The organism is Streptomyces sp. NPDC001634 (assembly GCF_040298185.1).
Classification (GTDB): domain Bacteria; phylum Actinomycetota; class Actinomycetes; order Streptomycetales; family Streptomycetaceae; genus Streptomyces.
In genome coordinates this window covers 146,688-161,847 of sequence record NZ_JBEOZU010000011.1, presented here as the reverse complement: position 1 = coordinate 161,847, position 15,160 = coordinate 146,688, and the positions used below count along the sequence as shown (strand labels likewise).

Below are 15,160 nucleotides of genomic sequence, written 5' to 3'. Positions count from 1 at the left end.
GGCGATCGTGGGCAACATCGGCCACTTCGACAACGAGATCGACATGGCCGGCCTCGCCAAGGTCCCGGGCATCGTCAAGGACGAGGTCAAGCCGCAGGTCCACACCTGGACCTTCCCCGACGGCAAGAAGATCATCGTCCTGTCCGAGGGCCGTCTGCTGAACCTGGGCAACGCCACCGGTCACCCGTCGTTCGTGATGTCCAACTCCTTCGCGGACCAGACGCTGGCCCAGATCGAGCTGTTCACCAAGCCCGACGCGTACCCCACCGGCGTGTACACGCTGCCCAAGCACCTGGACGAGAAGGTCGCCCGCCTCCACCTGGACGCACTCGGCGTGAAGCTCACCACGCTGCGTCCCGAGCAGGCCGCGTACATCGGCGTCGAGGTCGAAGGTCCGTACAAGCCCGACCACTACCGCTACTGAGCCGGGCTTCCAGCCCTCCTCCATCGCGCCCCGACCCCGTGCGCCCACGCTGAAGCGCACGGGTGACGTTCAGAGGAGGAAGCACGTGTCCGAGAAGCAGCAGCACACCCCGGTGCTGGTGGTGGGCGCGGGACTGGCCGGCTTGTCCACCGCCCTGTTCCTGTCCTGGCACGAGGTGCCCTGCGTCGTGGTGGAGCGCCACCGCGGCATGTCGCCGCACCCCCGTGCGCGGGGCATCAACCCGCGGGCGATGGAGCTGATGCGCGCTGTCGGCCTGGAACAGGACGTGCGGGCCACCGAGTCGGCGCGGGCGCTCGCCGGGAACAGCGGGGTGCTGGCCGCGCAGTCGCTGGCCGGGCATCAGCTGGGAGCGCTGCACGAGCAGTACTTCATGGATGTGCGCACCGATCTGAGCGCCCTGTCACCGACCGGCTGGTGCCTGTGCCACCAGGACGAGTTCGAGCCGGTGATCCGGCGGCGCGCGGAACAACTCGGGGCGCACTTCGAGTACTTCACCGAGCTGGAGTCGTTCGAACAGACCACGGACGGCGTCACCGCGCGGCTGCGGGACCGGGACTCCGGCACGGTCCGCACGGTGACCGCCGACTACCTGGTCGCCGCGGACGGCCCGAACAGCCCGGTGCGCCGCGCGCTGGGGATCGGCTTCGAGGGGCCCGGCACCACCGGGCACTTCCTGAACATCCACTTCGAGGCGGACCTGGCCGAACAGCTCGGCGACCGCCGGTTCATCATGTGCTACACGTTCAACGACACCGTACGCGGTGCGCTGATGCCCCTGGACAACTCCCGGCGCTGGCTGCTGCACGTGGTGTTCGACCCGGCGGCCGAGGACCCCGCGTCCTTCGGCGAGGAGCGGTGCCGGGAGCTGGTGCGGGCCGCGGCCGGGGTGCCGGAGCTGGAGGTGAAGGTCCTCGGCGTGATCCCGTGGGAGGCCGCCGGGCGGACCGCGACCGCGTTCGCCTCCGGACGGGTGTTCCTGGTGGGCGACGCCGCCCATGTGATGCCGCCCAGCGGGGCGTTCGGCTCCAACACCGGTGTGCAGGACGCGCACAACCTGGCCTGGAAGATGGCCGCGGTGCTGCGCGGCGAGGCCGGCCCCGGCCTGCTCGACAGCTACGACCCGGAGCGCCGGCCGGTGTGCGCGGCTACGGTCGAGCAGGCGGTGCTGCGTTCCAAGGACCGCCCGCGGCTCGCGGAGAAGGAGCCCGCGCCGGCGAACCCGGCGATCCACGCCGACACCGAGATCTGGTTCGGCTGGCAGTACCGCTCCGCCGCCGTACTGCACGGCACCGACGAAGCCCCGGCGGAGGGCGTGTGGAACGCCGACCCGCACGGTCTGCCCGGCACCCGTGCCCCGCACGTCGTCCTCACCCGGGAGGGGCAGGAGATATCGGCGCTGGACCTGTTCACGCGCACGCCGGTGCTGCTCGCCGGCCCGGACGGCGAGGCGTGGGAGAAGGCCGCGCAGGCCGCCGCAGGGCGTGCGGGACTGACGCTCGAGGTGCTCCGCCTGGGCGGCAGCGCGCTGGGCGACGCGTCGGGCGCCTGGGGCCCGGCGTACGGCGTGGGTGCCGACGGCGCGGTGCTGGTGCGGCCGGACGGCGTGGTCGCCTGGCGCTCCCCCGCGTCCAAGGACGACCCCGAGGCCGTACTCGACGACGTACTGAAGGCACTGCTGGCGCGGTGACCGGCCCCGCCGTCACACCCCGCGACACGAGGGAGAGAGCATGTCTGGAATCACCGGCTGGGTGGACTGGTCCCGGGATCTGACCCGGGAACGCGGCACCGTCCTGGCCATGGCCGCGACGATGGCCCTGCGCGGACCTGACGGCGAGGGCGTCTGGACGAGTCCGCGCGCCGCGCTGGGCCGACGCCACCTCGCGGTGTTCGAACCTGAGGGCGGCGGCCGGCAGCCGGTCGCCCTGGAGCACGACGGGCGCACCGTCGCGGTGGCCGCGCACAGCGGCTCGATCCTCAACCACGAGGAGCTGCGCGGCACTCTGTCCCGCCGCGGCCACCGCTTCCGGTCCGGCGGCGACACCGAGACGCTCCTCCACGCCTACCTGGAGTGGGGCACCGAAGCCGTGCACCGGCTGGAGGGAACCTTCGCGGGCGTGGTGTGGGACGCCCGCCGCGAGGAGCTGTTCCTGGTGCGCGACCGGCTCGGCGTGGAGCCCCTGCTGTACTTCCCCACCGCCACGGGCCTGGTGTTCGGCTCGGAGGCGAAGGCGATCCTGGCGCACCCGCTGGTGCCGGCCGAGGTCGACGCCGAGGGCCTGCGGGAGATCTTCACGTACTCCGGTACGCCGCATGTGGCGCCGTTCCGCGGGATGCACCGGCTGCGGGCCGGGCACCACCTGGTGGTGAGCGCGGGCGGGACGAAGCTGACCCGCTACTGGGGCGTGGACGCGGCCGAGCACACCGACGACCTGGACACCACCGTGGACACCATCCGGGGTCTGCTGGAGGAGAGCATCGAACGCAACCTGCGCACCGACGCGCCGGTGGGTTCGCTGCTGTCCGGCGGCCTCGACTCCAGCGGCGTGGTCGGCCTCGCGGACCGGGAGCTGCGCAGGTCGGGCCGCCGCATCCGCACGTTCACCGTGGACTTCGCCCGGCACGCGGAGAACTTCCGGGCCACCGACACCCGCCAGTCGCCGGACGCCCCGTACGCGGCCGACGTGGTCCGGCATCTGGACACCGACCACACGAGTGTGGTCCTGGATCCGGCAGAGCTGAGCGACGAGGTGGCGCGCTGGCAGGTGCTGCGGGCCAAGGACTACCCCACGCCCCTGGGCGACATGAACACCTCGCTGTACCTGCTGGCGCGCGCCGTGGGCGAGCGGGACACCAAGGTCGTGCTGACCGGCGAGGCGGCCGACTCGCTGTTCCACGGGGTCGCCTGGAACCGGGACCCGGTCGAGTCGCGGATGGACACCTTCCCGTGGGTGGCCCGCGGCGTGGTGCGCGACGACGCCAAGGGCCTGGGCTGCGGTCTGTTCGACGAGTCGCTGCTCAAGGAGCTGGCCCCGCTGGACTACGCGGCGCAGCGCTACCGCGAGTCGGTGGCCGAGGCCCCGCATCTGCCGGGGATGTCCGCCGAGGAACGGCATATGCGGGAGCTGTGCTGGGTGCACCTGACCAACTTCATGGAGAATCAGAACGGGCACACGGAGCGGCTGTTCAAGGCGGTGGGCCTGGAGGTGCGCATGCCGTACTGCGACCACCGGCTGGTGCAGTACGCCTACAACCTCCCCTGGGAGCTGCAGAACTTCGACGGCCGCGAGAAGAGCCTGCTGCGCGCCGCGGTGCGCCATGTGCTGCCGAAGAGCGTCATCGAGCGGCGCAAGACCCCCTACCCGGTCACGCTCGACCCGGGCTACGAGCAGGCGCTGCGCACGGAGATGCACGCGCTGCTGGAGGACCCCCAGGCCCCGGTGCTGCCGCTGCTGGACGTGGCGGCGGTGCGGGCGGTGCTGAAGGACCCGGAGGGCTTGAACCGGTGGGCTCGGCGGGCCAACGTCGAGCTGCCGCTGCAGCTGAACACCTGGCTGCGCAGGTACGGGATCCGGCTGGCGCTCTGATCCGGCCGGCGGCAGCAGAAAGCCCCCGGGACGCTTGGGTTCCACCAAGTGTCCCGGGGGCTTCGTCCTGCGTTCAGTGGTGGTGTGCCGCCCCGCCCGCCACGATCCTCGGCGCCCGGTCCTCGGTGCCCGGCCGTACGACGGTGAACTGGCCCATCATCCCCTCGTCCTCGTGGCGCAGCACATGGCAGTGATACATGTACGGCGCCTCGGGGTCGGTGAGGGTGTCGAACCGGACGGCGAGCCGGGCCGTGCCGAACTCGTGCAGGTAGAAGGTGTCCTTGGGGCCGCGGACGTACGGCGGCGGCTCCTTGCCGTTGATGTCCAGGACCTGGAAGACGGCGCCGTGCACATGGAGGACGTGGACCCATTCGTCGCCGCGCTCGACCTCCCAGATCTCGGTGGCGCCAGCCGGGACCACCTCGTCGATGCGGCTCATGTCCATCGTTTTTCCGTTGATCTGCAGGCCGGTGAACTCGAAGTGCCGCCGTCGGGCCGCGCCGGGCACCGCCTCCACGAGGGCGGGGGCGCCGTCGAGGCGGGTGGGCAGCGCGGGAGAGGACCCGAGGTCGCGGGCGGCGCGCAGGGCAACGATGTCGAAGGTGTCATCGCCGCCCATGAAGCGTTCGGTGGGGAAACCGAGGTGCAGCGACGGCTCGAAGCTGCGCAGCACGACCTCGTCGCCGGGGGCGAACTCCACCACGATCTCGGCGCGTTCGCCGGGCGCCAGCAGCAGCCGGTCCAGGGCGCGCGGCCGGGCGAGCAGCCCGGCCTCCGTCGCCACCTGATGAAAGGTGCGGCCGTCGGTGAAGCCGAGCCAGTACACGCGCGCGTTGGAGCCGTTGAGCAGCCGCAGCCTCACCCGCCGGGTGGTGACCTCGAAGTACGGGTCGTAGGTGCCGTTGACGAGGATGGTGTCGCCGAGCACGCCCAGGTTGTCGGCGCCGGCGACGGACTCGGCGAGTTCGGTCTCGGTGAAGTCCAGGGTGCCGTCGGCGTGGAAGTTCTTGTCCTGGATCACCAGCGGCACGTCGTCGACACCGTACGCGCGGGGCAGGGCGGCGTGATCGGAGTGCTCGTCGTCGAGGATGATCATGCCCGCCACGCCCCGGTAGACGTGCGAGCCGGTCGAGCCGTGCGGGTGCGGGTGGTACCAGAGCGTGGCGGCGGGCTGGTGCACCGTCCAGGACGGCTGCCAGTCTGCGCCCGCGGCGATCATCTGATGCGGGCCGCCGTCCATCCGCGCGGGCAGCAGCATGCCGTGCCAGTGCAGGGTGGTGGCCTCCGGCAGCCGGTTGCGCACGGTGACGGCGATACGGTCGCCGCGCCGGGCCCGCAGAGTGGGCGCGAGATACGCCCCGTTGGCGCCCCAGGTGGGGGTGCGGCGGCCGGGCAGCAGCTCGCTGGTGCCCGCGGCGAGGGTGAGCCGGTAGTGGCGGCGGCCGTCGGGGGACGGCTCCGGGTCGAGCAGACCGGGGATCCGCAGCGGATTGCGGAAGGACAGCCGCCCCACGTTGCTGCGTCGGCGCCCCTGATAGACGGTCAGGAAGGTCGCGCCCCAGCCGGCTCCTGCGGCCACGGCAAAGCCTCCCGCACCGAGCAGGAACCGGCGGCGCGGGAGGCGGAGGCTTTTCGTCATGGGTGGTCCTCGGGTGGGATCCGGGGGGCGGACCCCACTGTCGATCACGCCTCCTGAGGCTCGCTCGACACCGGCTCGAGCCGGTGCACGACCTCGGTGACGGCCATGTCGCCGCCGCGCCGGAACGGCTTGAGCCGCTGCCGGTGCAGGGTGTGACGGTGGCTGACCTCGAAGTCGCGGAACGCGCGCTCGCCGGCCCAGTCGGTGAGGACGTAGTACACGCCCTCCTCCTCGGTGGACCGCACCAGCATCTGGCCGCGGTTGGCGGGCTCGCGGGCGATGCTCTCCCCCACGGACAGCCACACCCTCTCGAAGTCGGCGGTCATCTCCGGATGCACCTCCATGCGGAGGATCACCCTCAGCGGCTCATCGGTGCCGGTGTCCGTCCGGCCTGTGGTCCCGGTCACGGTGTCCTCTTCTCCTTCTCAGCGGGCCGCCTGTCCAGCCGGAGCACCCGCTTGGTGATGCCGCGCAGCACGGTCCTGGTGAAGATCGGCGCCTCGGTGCAGCGCCAGGCGACCACTCCGTCGGGCCGCACCAGCACGGCACCCTGCGCGGTGACGCCGTACAGCTCGGGCCAGCGGTCGTCGAGGTCCTCCAGGTCGGTGCCGACGCCGTACACCTGGAAGGGGGCGCCCAGTTCGGCGGCGACCGAGCGGACGGCCTCCCGCCACGGGAGGTTGTCGGGCCCGGTCAGCAGCACCATCGACCGGCCGAACAGATCGTGCACGGAGATCTCGGCCCCACCGTGGCGCAGCCGCAGATGGGGCGCGCGGCTGCCGGGCCTGCCGTCGTTCTCCGCCGCCCACAGTCCGTAGCCGGGCAGGGTGCCCTCGTCCCAGGGCGTCACGGCCGACGAGCGGTACCGGGAGGAGAGCCAGACCAGCGGGTCCGGGACCAGCTCCGGGTCGGCCGGGTCCGGGTAGGCGGCCAGCAGCCGGGCCCGGTCCCTGGCCCGCAGCACCGCCTGCTCGGCGGTGGCCGCGCAGACGGGGCGGCGCTCCTCGTCGTAGGTGTCGAGGAGGTCCGGATGGGCCCAGCCGTCCAGCACCGCGACGAGCTTCCAGGCCAGGTTGTGGGCGTCGATGATGCCGGTGCCCGCGTCGAAGCCGCCGCTCGGCGGCATCACGTGCGCCGCGTCCCCGACCAGGAACACCGGGCCGTCCGCGAACCGCTCGGCGACTCCCGCCTCCCCCGCCCACGAGCTGACGCTCTCGATCCGCGGCGTCAGGCCGGCCACACCGGTGGCGGCCCGCACCAGTTCGGTGCAGCGCTCCTCGGTGAACGACTCGGCGGGTTCCCGCTCGGGGTCGTGGCGCACGTGCAGCAGCCAGTCGGCGCGGTTGTCCAGCGGCATCAGGGAGCCACGCACGCCGGGGTTGTCGACGTAGGCCATGACGAAGCGGCGGCCCCGCAGTTCCCCGGTGAGGTCCGCGGTGAAGCGGACGGTGACGAAGTGGCCGAGGGTCCGGCCGTCGAAGGCGACGCCCAGCCGCTCCCGCACGACGCCGCCGGTGCCGCCCGCGTCCACCAGGCAACAGGCCCTGACGCGGTGCTCCTCGCCGGTTGCCCGGTCGCGGACCACCGCCAGGATCCCTTCGTCGCCCCAGCCCTCCCGTTCGAAGGAGACGAGCTCGGCGTCCGGCCGCAGCCGTACGCCCAGACGCTCCGCCCGCTCGCGCAGCGCCTGCTCCAGCTCCGCCTCCTCGCACAGGCACCAGGTGGTGGGCGACAGGCTGCCCAGATCGGTGTCGACGTCCACGACGTACTTGGCGTCCAGGGAGCCCAGCTCCAGCCCGGCCAGGGACTCCATGGAGATGATGCCCGAGTTCCCGGCCAGGGCCCGGGTCGACGGCAGGTCCCGTACCGCCGCCTCCACACCCAGGGAACGCAACAGTTCCATGGCCCGGGGGTGGACGCCGAGGATGCGCGGCGGCCGGACCCGCTCCCGCTGCCCTCCCAGCAGGTAGCAGTCCACTCCCTGTTCGGCGAGGAACAGGGCCGTCGCCAGCCCGGCCGGCCCTGAACCGGCCACCACGACATCGGTGTTCCGGAGCGCACTCCGGCCTGTACTGCGCACAGCCTCACATCCCTTCGACTTCTTGGCTACGACTGGTGCTCCACGAGCACCGAGGCGTCCTTGTCCCCGTCGCCCGCGGCCACCACGGCCGCGAACCGCTCGCGCACGGTGCCCAGCACCGGCATCCCCGTGCCGTACCCGGCGGCGGCCTCCAGGGCGAGCCGGATGTCCTTCTCCATCAACTCGGAGCGGAAAAAGGCGGGTTCGTAGGACCGCTTGAGCATCAGATCAGCGCGAAACCGCATCACCAGCGAGCTGAAGCCGCTCGCCGAGATCACGCCGATCAGCTGGTCGCGGTCCAGGCCCGCGGCGGTGCCGTAGGCAACGGCCTCGGACAGCGAGGCGACCTGGGCGCCGAGCAGCAGGTTGAGGATCAGCTTCAGGCTGGCGGCGGTACCGGGCGCGCCCACATGGACGACCTCCGTACCGATCGCCTCGAGCACGGGGCGCGCCTCGTACAGGTCGGCCGGGTCCCCGGAAACGTACACGCGCAGCTCGCCCTTGCGGGCCTGCAGCGGGTTGCCGACGACGCACGCCTCGACCCGGCGCAGTCCCTTCGCGGCGAGCCGCTCGGCGGCCTGCCGGGCGTAGCCGGGCGAGACCGTGGAGGTGTCGACGACGACGGCGCCGGGCTGCAGCACCGGCACCACCCGGTCGAACAGCACCTCGTCGACGGCCTTCTCGTCGCTGAGGCTCAGCAGGATCAGGTGGTGGCCGGCCGCGGCGCGCTCGGGGGCGTCGGCGAGCCTGGCACCCGCCTCGACGAGCGGCGCGGCCTTGCTCGCGGTCCGGTTGTGGACGGTGAGGGTGTGCCCGGTGTCCAGCAGCCGCCGGGCCATGCCGCCACCCATGTTGCCCAGGCCGATGAAGGCCAACTCGGGTTTGCTCATGGTGGGTTCTCTTCTCTGTGTCTCGGGGTGTGCTCGGCCCCCGTCGGGGCGTGGCGCGCTGAGCGGGTCCCGAAGTCGGATGCGTTTCGGCAGCGCTCCGAAGGGGCGCGGGGCCCTGCCGCTGTGCGGTTCCGCCGCGCGGGCGCGACCAGCCACGACGGGCCCGCGGGTGATGAACCGGAATTCCCGCGGAGCGCGTCAGTACGCGGCGTCGACTTCGTAGACGGCGAACGGGACGGGTGTCCGGGCGTCGCGGTACGGCCGCAGTGGGGCGGTGTCCTCGCGGTGGTCGGCGCCCGCCTCCCACGCCCGGAACGCCTCCAGCGACTCCCAGCGGCTCATCACGGCGAGGGCGGTGGGATCCAGCGGGCTGCGCAGCAGTTCGTTGCCGAGCATGCCGGGCACCCCGGCGAGCCGTTCGCTGACCCGGTGGTAGGCAGCCCGCACGGCGGCGAGCTGCCCCTCGTCCAGGGCGGCCTGGTACACGACCACGCGTACCTCGCCCGTGGCCCCGCCCTCACCGGGCACCGACGGCCCCCTTGCCCTCGATGGCGTGCCGGATCTCCATCACATGGAAGGTGCCGCCCTTGCGGAACGGGTGCAGGGTGGCACGGTGTTCGAGGTGGGCGGGGCTCTCCTCGAACTCCCTGAAGCGCGGCTCGTCGACCCAGTCGCTGACGATGACGTACGTGCCGTCCGGCTCGCGGGACAGCGACTGGCCGATGTTGGCGGGATGGCCGGTGACCGCGTCGGTGCCGGCCAGCCACGCCTGCTCGAACTCGGTCTCCCGGCCGGGCTGGATCTCCAGGCGGAGCATCACGCGGAAGGCCATCAGGAGATCCCCCCGTCGACGCCGATGGTGTTGCCGGTGACGTAGCGGGACAGGTCGCTGGCGAGCCACAGGATGGCGCCGGCGACCTCGTTGGGCCTGCCCAGCCGGCCGAGCGCGGTCTTGGCGCCGTACCGTTCGGCCATCAGCCGCTTCTGGTCCTCGGGCAGCTCGTGGTACTTCTCGGTCTCTATGACGCCGAGGGCGACGATGTTGAAGCGGATCCCCTTGCCGCCGAACTCCTTGGCGAGGGAGCGGTTCAGACCGACCAGCGCTGCCTTGGTGGCGGTGTAGTGCGAACGCAGCGGGACGCCCGCGTCCACGGCGCGGGAGCCGATGGACACCACCGAGGAGCCCTCGCCCAGCAGCGGCAGCGCGTGCTGGATGACGAGGTGGGCGCCGGTGAGGTTGGTGTTGACGATGCGGTGCCACTCCTCCGGGGACAGGTCGGCGTAGGGGACGTGGCTGATCGCTCCCGCATTGTTGACCAGCAGGTCGAGGCGGTCGCCGTGCAGTTCGCGGACCCGGGTGAGCAGGGCGGCGATCTCCTCGGGCTGCGACAGGTCGGCGCGCAGCACATGGTGGTTGCCGCCGGTCTCCTTCAGCTCCTCTTCCAGGGTGGTGACGTATTCGCTCGGGTGGACGTAGCAGGTGACGACGTCGACGCCGGCGCGCGCCAGGGCCAGCACGATGCCCCGGCCGACACCGCGGGTGCCGCCGGTGACCAGGGCCGTCTTGCCCCGCAGTTCGAGGTCCATGGAGATTCCTTAGGTCGTGAGGTGCGTGTCGTCGGGGGGCGGGTCAGAGCAGGAAGCCGAGCGCCGTGCAGTTGACGGCGAGAGCGGCGATGGTGATCCAGCTGCGCCGGCTGTTCCAGGCGCCCCATTCGGGCCGCGGATCCTTGAAGTCGGCGGGCAGGTTGTCCGGGTCGAGGGTGCGCATCCAGCGGTTGACCGGCGCGTTCTTGACGATGGCGATGACCGGGGTGGTCGCCGTGAGGATCGCGCCGACCGCGAACAGCACCCGTGCCGTCGCGGCCGGGGCCTCGAGCACCAGCACCACGTCCAGGACGACCGTGCCGATCAGGCAGATCGGCATGGCCGGGTCGTAGCGCCGGCCCAGGAAGGCATGGGCGTGCACATAGCGGTCGACGGGCAGCGAGGCCATGTAGGGGAAGCCGCCGAGCTGGGTGCCCAGCATCACTCCGGCCGCCAGGCCGTTGAGCAGCAGGAGCAGGGGGGCGAGGACAGTGAGCACGGTCGCCGCTCCCTCATCCGGCCAGGGCGCGGGCCGCGGCCTCGACCTTCTGCTTGATGAGCTCCATCTGCACCTTGGTGTTGCGGTTGAGGTGCTCGGTCATGCGGTCGTCGGTCACCGGCGCGGCGGGCTTCATGTGGAAGTCCTGCACCCAGCGCATCCGCACGCCGCCGCCGGGCTCCTCGAGGTACTCCCAGTAGATGGTCATGAACTCGAACGGGCCGGTCTCCACCCGTTCGGCGCGGACCGTGCGGGTCTCGCGGAAGCTGGTGCGCTTCGACACCCAGCTCCAGACCTGCCCGTCCTCGTCCGGGTGCATGGTGAGCCGGAAGACGACCGTGTCGCCGTCCCTCTCCAGCACCTCGGCGGAGGCGTACTCGCTGAACAGATCGGGCCAGTTGGGCACGTCGTTGGTCATCTCCCATACGACGTCCATGGGCGCGTCGATGACGATGTGGTTGTCGGTGTGTCCGGCCATGGGGTACTCCCTTCCGTGTCAGCGGCCCAGGACCAGGGCCGAGGTGAAGCCGCCGTAGCCGCGGGCCAGTACCAGGGCGTGGCGCAGCCGGGCCTCGCGCGGATCGTCGGTGACCAGGTCGATCTCCATGCCCGGGGCCGGCTCTCGGGTGCCGGTGGTGGGCGGGATCACGCCCTCGCGCAGGCTCAGCAGCGAGGTGGCCACGTCCAGCGGGGCGCCGCCGCCGTAGAGCCGGCCCGTGAGCGTCTTGGGCGCCGTGACGGGCACCCCGCGCGGCCCGAAGACCTGGGCGATGGCCTCGGCCTCGTCCCGGTCGTCGGCGGCGATGCCCGCGGCGTCCGCGAACACCACATCGATGTCGGCGGGGCCGAGTCCGGCGTCGCGCAGTGCGGCCTCGGCGGTGCGGCGCAGCGCGCGCGGCCGCCCCGACTCGGGTGCCGGGTCGAAGCCGGCCGCGTAGCCGAGGACCCGGCCGTAACCGGTGCCGGCGCCGCGCTCGGCGGCGGCCTCGGCGCTCTCCAGGACGAGGATCGCCCCGCCCTCCCCCGGCAGGTACCCGGACGCCTCGGCGTCGAAGGGCACATAGGCGCGCTCCGGGTCGGGAACCGTCGAGAGCCTGCCGGTGGTCAGCTGGGCGGTGAGCCCGTAGGGGCACAGCGAGGCATCGGTGCCGCCGGTGACGACGAGCCGGGCCCCCTTGCGGGTGAGCCGGCGCGCCTGCCCGATGGCGTCCAGGCCGCCGGCCTGCTCGCAGGCCAGCACCCCGCAGGGACCGCGCATCTTGTGCCGGATGGACAGCTGGCCGGTGGTCGCGGCGTAGAACCAGGCGATCGACTGGTAGGCGCCGACCCAGCTGGGGTCCTGCCGGTAGAGCGCGGTCATCTCCTTCTGGCCGAACTCCGTGCCGCCGGACGAGGAGGAGGTGACCACGGCCATCTCGTATTCGGGGATCCGCGCGATGTCGGCCCCGGAGTCGGCCAGCGCCGCCTCGCCCGCGGCGAGCGCGAGGTGGGTCCAGTGATCGGTCTGGGAGATGAGCCGGCTCGGCACGCTCGCCTCGGTGTCGAACCCGGGGACCTGACCGGCATGGCGCACCGGATAGCCCTCCGGGTCGAACCGCTCGATGCGGCCGATGCCCGACTTGCCCGCGAGGACCGAGGCCCAGTGGGTGTCGACGCCGATGCCGGTCGGCGCGAAGATGCCAAGGCCGGTGATCACCGGAGCGTTGGCGGATGTGGCGGTGGACGCGCTCATCAGGCACTCCTTCCGGCCGCGGCGGCCGCCGTACCGGGGCGGGCGAGCAGCATCGCGGTCTGGAAGCCGCCGAAGCCGCTGCCGACGCTGAGCACGACGTCCATGGCGTGCTCGCGCGCGGTGACCGGGACGTAGTCCAGGTCGCACAGCGGATCCTTGGTCCTGAGGTTTGCGGTGGGCGGAACCACCTGGTGCTCCAGCGCCAGCGCGCAGGCGGCGACCTCGATGGAGCCGATGGCGCCGAGCGAGTGGCCGACCATCGACTTGATGGAGCTGACCGGGATGTCGTAGGCGTGCTGGCCCAGGCTGCGCTTGAACGCGGCGGTCTCGTGCCGGTCGTTCTGCTTGGTGCCCGAGCCGTGGGCGTTGACGTAGTCGACGGCGCTCGGATCCAGCCGGGCCTGGTCCAGGGCGACGGTGATCGCCTCGGCCATCTCCCGGCCGTCCGGCTTGAGTCCGGTCATGTGGTACGCGTTGCTGCGGCCGGCGAAGCCGACGATCTCGGCGTAGATGCGGGCGCCCCGGGCGAGGGCGGCCTCGCGCTCCTCCAGAACCATGACCGCGGAGCCCTCGGCGAGGACGAATCCGTCCCGTTCGCCGTCGAACGGGCGCGAGGCGTGCTCCGGGTCGTCGTTGTTGGGTGTGGTCGCCTTGATGGCGTCGAAGCAGGCGGAGGTGATCGGCGAGATCGGGGCGTCGGTGGCGCCGGCCACGGCGACGTCCGCGGAGCCCTCCTCGATCAGCTGCACGGCGTGGCCGATGGAGTCCAGGCCGGAGGTGCAGCCGGTGGAGATCAGGGCGACCGGGCCCTCGGCGCCCACCTCCCGGCCCACCTCCGCGGCCAGGGTGGAGGGCACCATGTAGCCGTAAAGGTGGGGCACCCCGTACTCGTGGTCGACGAGCCACTTCCTGCCGCTGTCGGAGAGGGTGACGTACTCCTCCTCCAGGCCCATGGTGCAGCCCACGGCGCTGCCGATGGAGACCCCGACCCGCTCCGGAGCGATCGACGCCAGGTCGATGCCGCTGTCGGCGACCGCCTCGCGGGCGCTGACCACCGCGAACTGTGCGGCGCGGTCCATACGGCGGACCTGGCGCGGCGTCAGGCCCGCGGCGATCGGGTCGAAGTCCACCTCGGCGGCGACCTGGGAGCGGAACGCACCGGGGTCGAACAGGGTGATCCGACGGGTGGCGGTGCGCCCCTCGGACAAGGTGCGCCAGAAGGCCTCGCGGCCCACCCCGCCGGGCACCACCGCGCCGACTCCGGTGATGACGGCCCGTCGGGTCACGGCTTTCCACCCACATCCGGGTTGGCCTGGTCGGGGCGCTGCGCCTGCTCGGTGTCCACGTGGCCGAGCTCGGGCCGCGGCGCGAGCGGGGACAGATGGAAGGTGCAGCGGGCGGTGATGTCGCCGGTGTTGACCAGGCGGTGGCGCACCCCGATGGGAACGAGCAGCGAGTCGCCGGCGGTCAGCGCGAGGGCCTGGCCGTCCAGGGTCATCTCCAGGGTGCCGTCGATGACGTGCAGGAACTCCTCGGAGTACGGGTGGTAGTGCTCGGTGACCCAGTCACCGGGCTCCAGGGTCATGACGCCGCCGAAACCCGAGGTGCAGCCCACGGTCTTGGGGCTCAGCGTGACGCGGAGGTCGCCCCCGCGCTTGGTGTTCGCCTCGACCTCTTCCGACGAGACCTTCACGGTGCGGCTGATGGCCGTGGTCACTGGATGCGTCCTCCGTCCTTGGTCCAGATGTAGAAGGGCTCGGCCATCGCGTCCTTGGGCTCCTTCCAGTCGGGGTCGTAGGGCTCCACGCACTGGGCGAGCTTGGTGTTGATGTCGTCGTAGAGCGGGTGGCTGCGGGCCCGGTACAGGTTGGCGCTGATGTCCTCGTCGGCCTCGACCAGGTGGAAGTAGAGGCCGTGGAACTTGAACAGGGTGCGGCGGCTGACGCCGATCATGTGGGGCAGCTCGGTGGCGTCCGACTCGTCGAAGATCTTCGCGATGTCGTCCGTCCTGTCCGGCCGCAGCTTGGCCACGATCAGGGTGCGGTGCATGGTGTACCTCCTGGTCTGCGTCGACCGGGAACGTCCCACCGCGGACTACAGGTCTGCTCGAATCGGCCTGCAGCCGCAAGGGCCGGGGGTTCTAGCCGTTCTCGTGCGGTGTGGTGTCGGCTGGAGGCAGGAGCGATCCCCCGACACGCGACCACGACAGGTGAGGAACAGGCATGCCGTTCGCAGCCATCACGTACGACATCAAGCCCGGGTACGAGGCGGAACTCGCCGAGATCTTCGGCAACTTCAGGCGGGTCAGGTCCAGTCAGGTGCGCGACGAAGCGGGCGAGGCGGCCGGCACGATCCTGGCCACGGCCGTCTTCCTGCGCGACGACACGCTGGTGCGGGTCATCGAGTACACCGGCGACCTGGAGGCCGTGGCCCGGCACATGGCGACGCAGCCCGGGGTGCGGGAGGTGGAGGCGAAGCTGAAGCCGTATCTGAGCCGGCCGCGGGACACGGACACCGTGGAGGGCTTCGTCGCCACGTTCAAGCGCAGCCTCCTGCGGACGGTCGCACAGATCTCGGCACGGGACGGTGCGCCGAACGCGGCGTGAGGGCGTTCAGTACGGCGTGGGGGGGGGGGGGCAGGAAGCGGGGGCGCCCCGCCGCCGGGGGCAGGCGGGGGGTGGGGGGGGGGGGGGCGGCGGGGGGG

At 72.0% G+C, this 15,160-nt stretch carries 17 protein-coding genes; 4 read left to right on the top strand and 13 right to left on the bottom strand.

Features of this window, described 5'->3' with window-relative positions:
* The 3 genes from ABT186_RS10175 to asnB form a co-directional block, all read left to right on the top strand.
* A partial coding sequence (locus tag ABT186_RS10175; RefSeq protein ID WP_351924455.1) for an adenosylhomocysteinase occupies nucleotides 1–424 on the top strand: 424 nt, incomplete at its 5' end.
* Between the two features lie 85 nt (nucleotides 425–509).
* Entirely contained in the window at nucleotides 510–2,132 is a 1,623-nt protein-coding gene (locus tag ABT186_RS10170; protein WP_351924453.1) for an FAD-dependent oxidoreductase, read from the top strand.
* A gap of 40 nt (nucleotides 2,133–2,172) precedes the next feature.
* Entirely contained in the window at nucleotides 2,173–4,029 is a 1,857-nt protein-coding gene (gene asnB, locus ABT186_RS10165; RefSeq protein WP_351235274.1) for an asparagine synthase (glutamine-hydrolyzing), read from the top strand.
* Between the two features lie 73 nt (nucleotides 4,030–4,102).
* Here asnB and ABT186_RS10160 read toward each other — a convergent pair whose 3' ends face one another.
* From ABT186_RS10160 to ABT186_RS10100, 13 genes are all read right to left on the bottom strand, one after another.
* Entirely contained in the window at nucleotides 4,103–5,668 is a 1,566-nt protein-coding gene (locus ABT186_RS10160) for a multicopper oxidase family protein (protein WP_351924451.1), read from the bottom strand.
* A 44-nt stretch (nucleotides 5,669–5,712) separates the two neighbouring features.
* Nucleotides 5,713–6,075 (bottom strand): antibiotic biosynthesis monooxygenase family protein, encoded by a 363-nt coding sequence (locus tag ABT186_RS10155; protein ID WP_351235277.1) that lies wholly within the window; start codon nucleotides 6,073–6,075, stop codon nucleotides 5,713–5,715.
* Nucleotides 6,072–7,748 (bottom strand): FAD-dependent monooxygenase, encoded by a 1,677-nt coding sequence (locus tag ABT186_RS10150; RefSeq protein WP_351924449.1) that lies wholly within the window; start codon nucleotides 7,746–7,748, stop codon nucleotides 6,072–6,074. Before ABT186_RS10150 ends, ABT186_RS10155 begins: the two co-directional genes overlap by 4 nt.
* Before the next feature lie 26 nt (nucleotides 7,749–7,774).
* Complete coding sequence (locus ABT186_RS10145) at nucleotides 7,775–8,638, bottom strand: NAD(P)-dependent oxidoreductase (protein WP_351235281.1); 864 nt, start codon at nucleotides 8,636–8,638, stop codon at nucleotides 7,775–7,777.
* Nucleotides 8,639–8,836: 198 nt separating this feature from the next.
* Nucleotides 8,837–9,166, bottom strand: a complete 330-nt coding sequence (locus ABT186_RS10140) for an antibiotic biosynthesis monooxygenase family protein (protein WP_351235283.1) — start codon at nucleotides 9,164–9,166, stop codon at nucleotides 8,837–8,839.
* A complete protein-coding gene (locus tag ABT186_RS10135) occupies nucleotides 9,156–9,470 on the bottom strand; it encodes an antibiotic biosynthesis monooxygenase family protein (protein WP_351235285.1) in 315 nt (104 codons plus the stop codon). The genes ABT186_RS10140 and ABT186_RS10135 overlap by 11 nt, the downstream gene beginning before the upstream one ends.
* Nucleotides 9,470–10,225, bottom strand: coding sequence for an SDR family NAD(P)-dependent oxidoreductase (locus ABT186_RS10130; RefSeq protein WP_351235287.1), 756 nt, complete (start codon nucleotides 10,223–10,225; stop codon nucleotides 9,470–9,472). The genes ABT186_RS10135 and ABT186_RS10130 overlap by 1 nt, the downstream gene beginning before the upstream one ends.
* A 43-nt stretch (nucleotides 10,226–10,268) precedes the next feature.
* Nucleotides 10,269–10,724: an anthrone oxygenase family protein gene (locus tag ABT186_RS10125; RefSeq protein WP_351235289.1), complete on the bottom strand. Its 456-nt coding sequence runs from the start codon at nucleotides 10,722–10,724 to the stop codon at nucleotides 10,269–10,271.
* 13 nt (nucleotides 10,725–10,737) lie between these two features.
* Nucleotides 10,738–11,202: an SRPBCC family protein gene (locus ABT186_RS10120; RefSeq protein ID WP_351235291.1), complete on the bottom strand. Its 465-nt coding sequence runs from the start codon at nucleotides 11,200–11,202 to the stop codon at nucleotides 10,738–10,740.
* Nucleotides 11,203–11,220: 18 nt separating this feature from the next.
* Nucleotides 11,221–12,456 (bottom strand): ketosynthase chain-length factor, encoded by a 1,236-nt coding sequence (locus ABT186_RS10115; protein WP_351235293.1) that lies wholly within the window; start codon nucleotides 12,454–12,456, stop codon nucleotides 11,221–11,223.
* Nucleotides 12,456–13,742, bottom strand: a complete 1,287-nt coding sequence (locus ABT186_RS10110; RefSeq protein WP_351235295.1) for a beta-ketoacyl-[acyl-carrier-protein] synthase family protein — start codon at nucleotides 13,740–13,742, stop codon at nucleotides 12,456–12,458. Before ABT186_RS10110 ends, ABT186_RS10115 begins: the two co-directional genes overlap by 1 nt.
* The gene (locus tag ABT186_RS10105; protein ID WP_351235297.1) at nucleotides 13,739–14,173 is read right to left on the bottom strand and encodes a cupin domain-containing protein; all 435 of its coding nucleotides are present in this window, start codon (nucleotides 14,171–14,173) and stop codon (nucleotides 13,739–13,741) included. The genes ABT186_RS10110 and ABT186_RS10105 overlap by 4 nt, the downstream gene beginning before the upstream one ends.
* A complete protein-coding gene (locus ABT186_RS10100; protein ID WP_351235299.1) occupies nucleotides 14,170–14,505 on the bottom strand; it encodes a TcmI family type II polyketide cyclase in 336 nt (111 codons plus the stop codon). The genes ABT186_RS10105 and ABT186_RS10100 overlap by 4 nt, the downstream gene beginning before the upstream one ends.
* 173 nt (nucleotides 14,506–14,678) lie before the next feature.
* Between ABT186_RS10100 and ABT186_RS10095 the strand changes: the two genes are divergently transcribed.
* Complete coding sequence (locus ABT186_RS10095; RefSeq protein WP_351235301.1) at nucleotides 14,679–15,062, top strand: SchA/CurD-like domain-containing protein; 384 nt, start codon at nucleotides 14,679–14,681, stop codon at nucleotides 15,060–15,062.
* Nucleotides 15,063–15,160: the final 98 nt, after the last annotated feature.

Bases quoted from the DNA above. Each gene is read 5' to 3' on its own strand.
- asnB (WP_351235274.1), top strand. From the start codon at position 2,173: ATGTCTGGAATCACCGGCTGGGTGGACTGGTCCCGGGATCTGACCCGG.
- ABT186_RS10160 (WP_351924451.1), bottom strand. From the start codon at position 5,668: ATGACGAAAAGCCTCCGCCTCCCGCGCCGCCGGTTCCTGCTCGGTGCG.
- ABT186_RS10145 (WP_351235281.1), bottom strand. From the start codon at position 8,638: ATGAGCAAACCCGAGTTGGCCTTCATCGGCCTGGGCAACATGGGTGGC.
- ABT186_RS10135 (WP_351235285.1), bottom strand. From the start codon at position 9,470: ATGGCCTTCCGCGTGATGCTCCGCCTGGAGATCCAGCCCGGCCGGGAG.
- ABT186_RS10130 (WP_351235287.1), bottom strand. From the start codon at position 10,225: ATGGACCTCGAACTGCGGGGCAAGACGGCCCTGGTCACCGGCGGCACC.
- ABT186_RS10120 (WP_351235291.1), bottom strand. From the start codon at position 11,202: ATGGCCGGACACACCGACAACCACATCGTCATCGACGCGCCCATGGAC.
- ABT186_RS10115 (WP_351235293.1), bottom strand. From the start codon at position 12,456: ATGAGCGCGTCCACCGCCACATCCGCCAACGCTCCGGTGATCACCGGC.
- ABT186_RS10100 (WP_351235299.1), bottom strand. From the start codon at position 14,505: ATGCACCGCACCCTGATCGTGGCCAAGCTGCGGCCGGACAGGACGGAC.
- ABT186_RS10095 (WP_351235301.1), top strand. From the start codon at position 14,679: ATGCCGTTCGCAGCCATCACGTACGACATCAAGCCCGGGTACGAGGCG.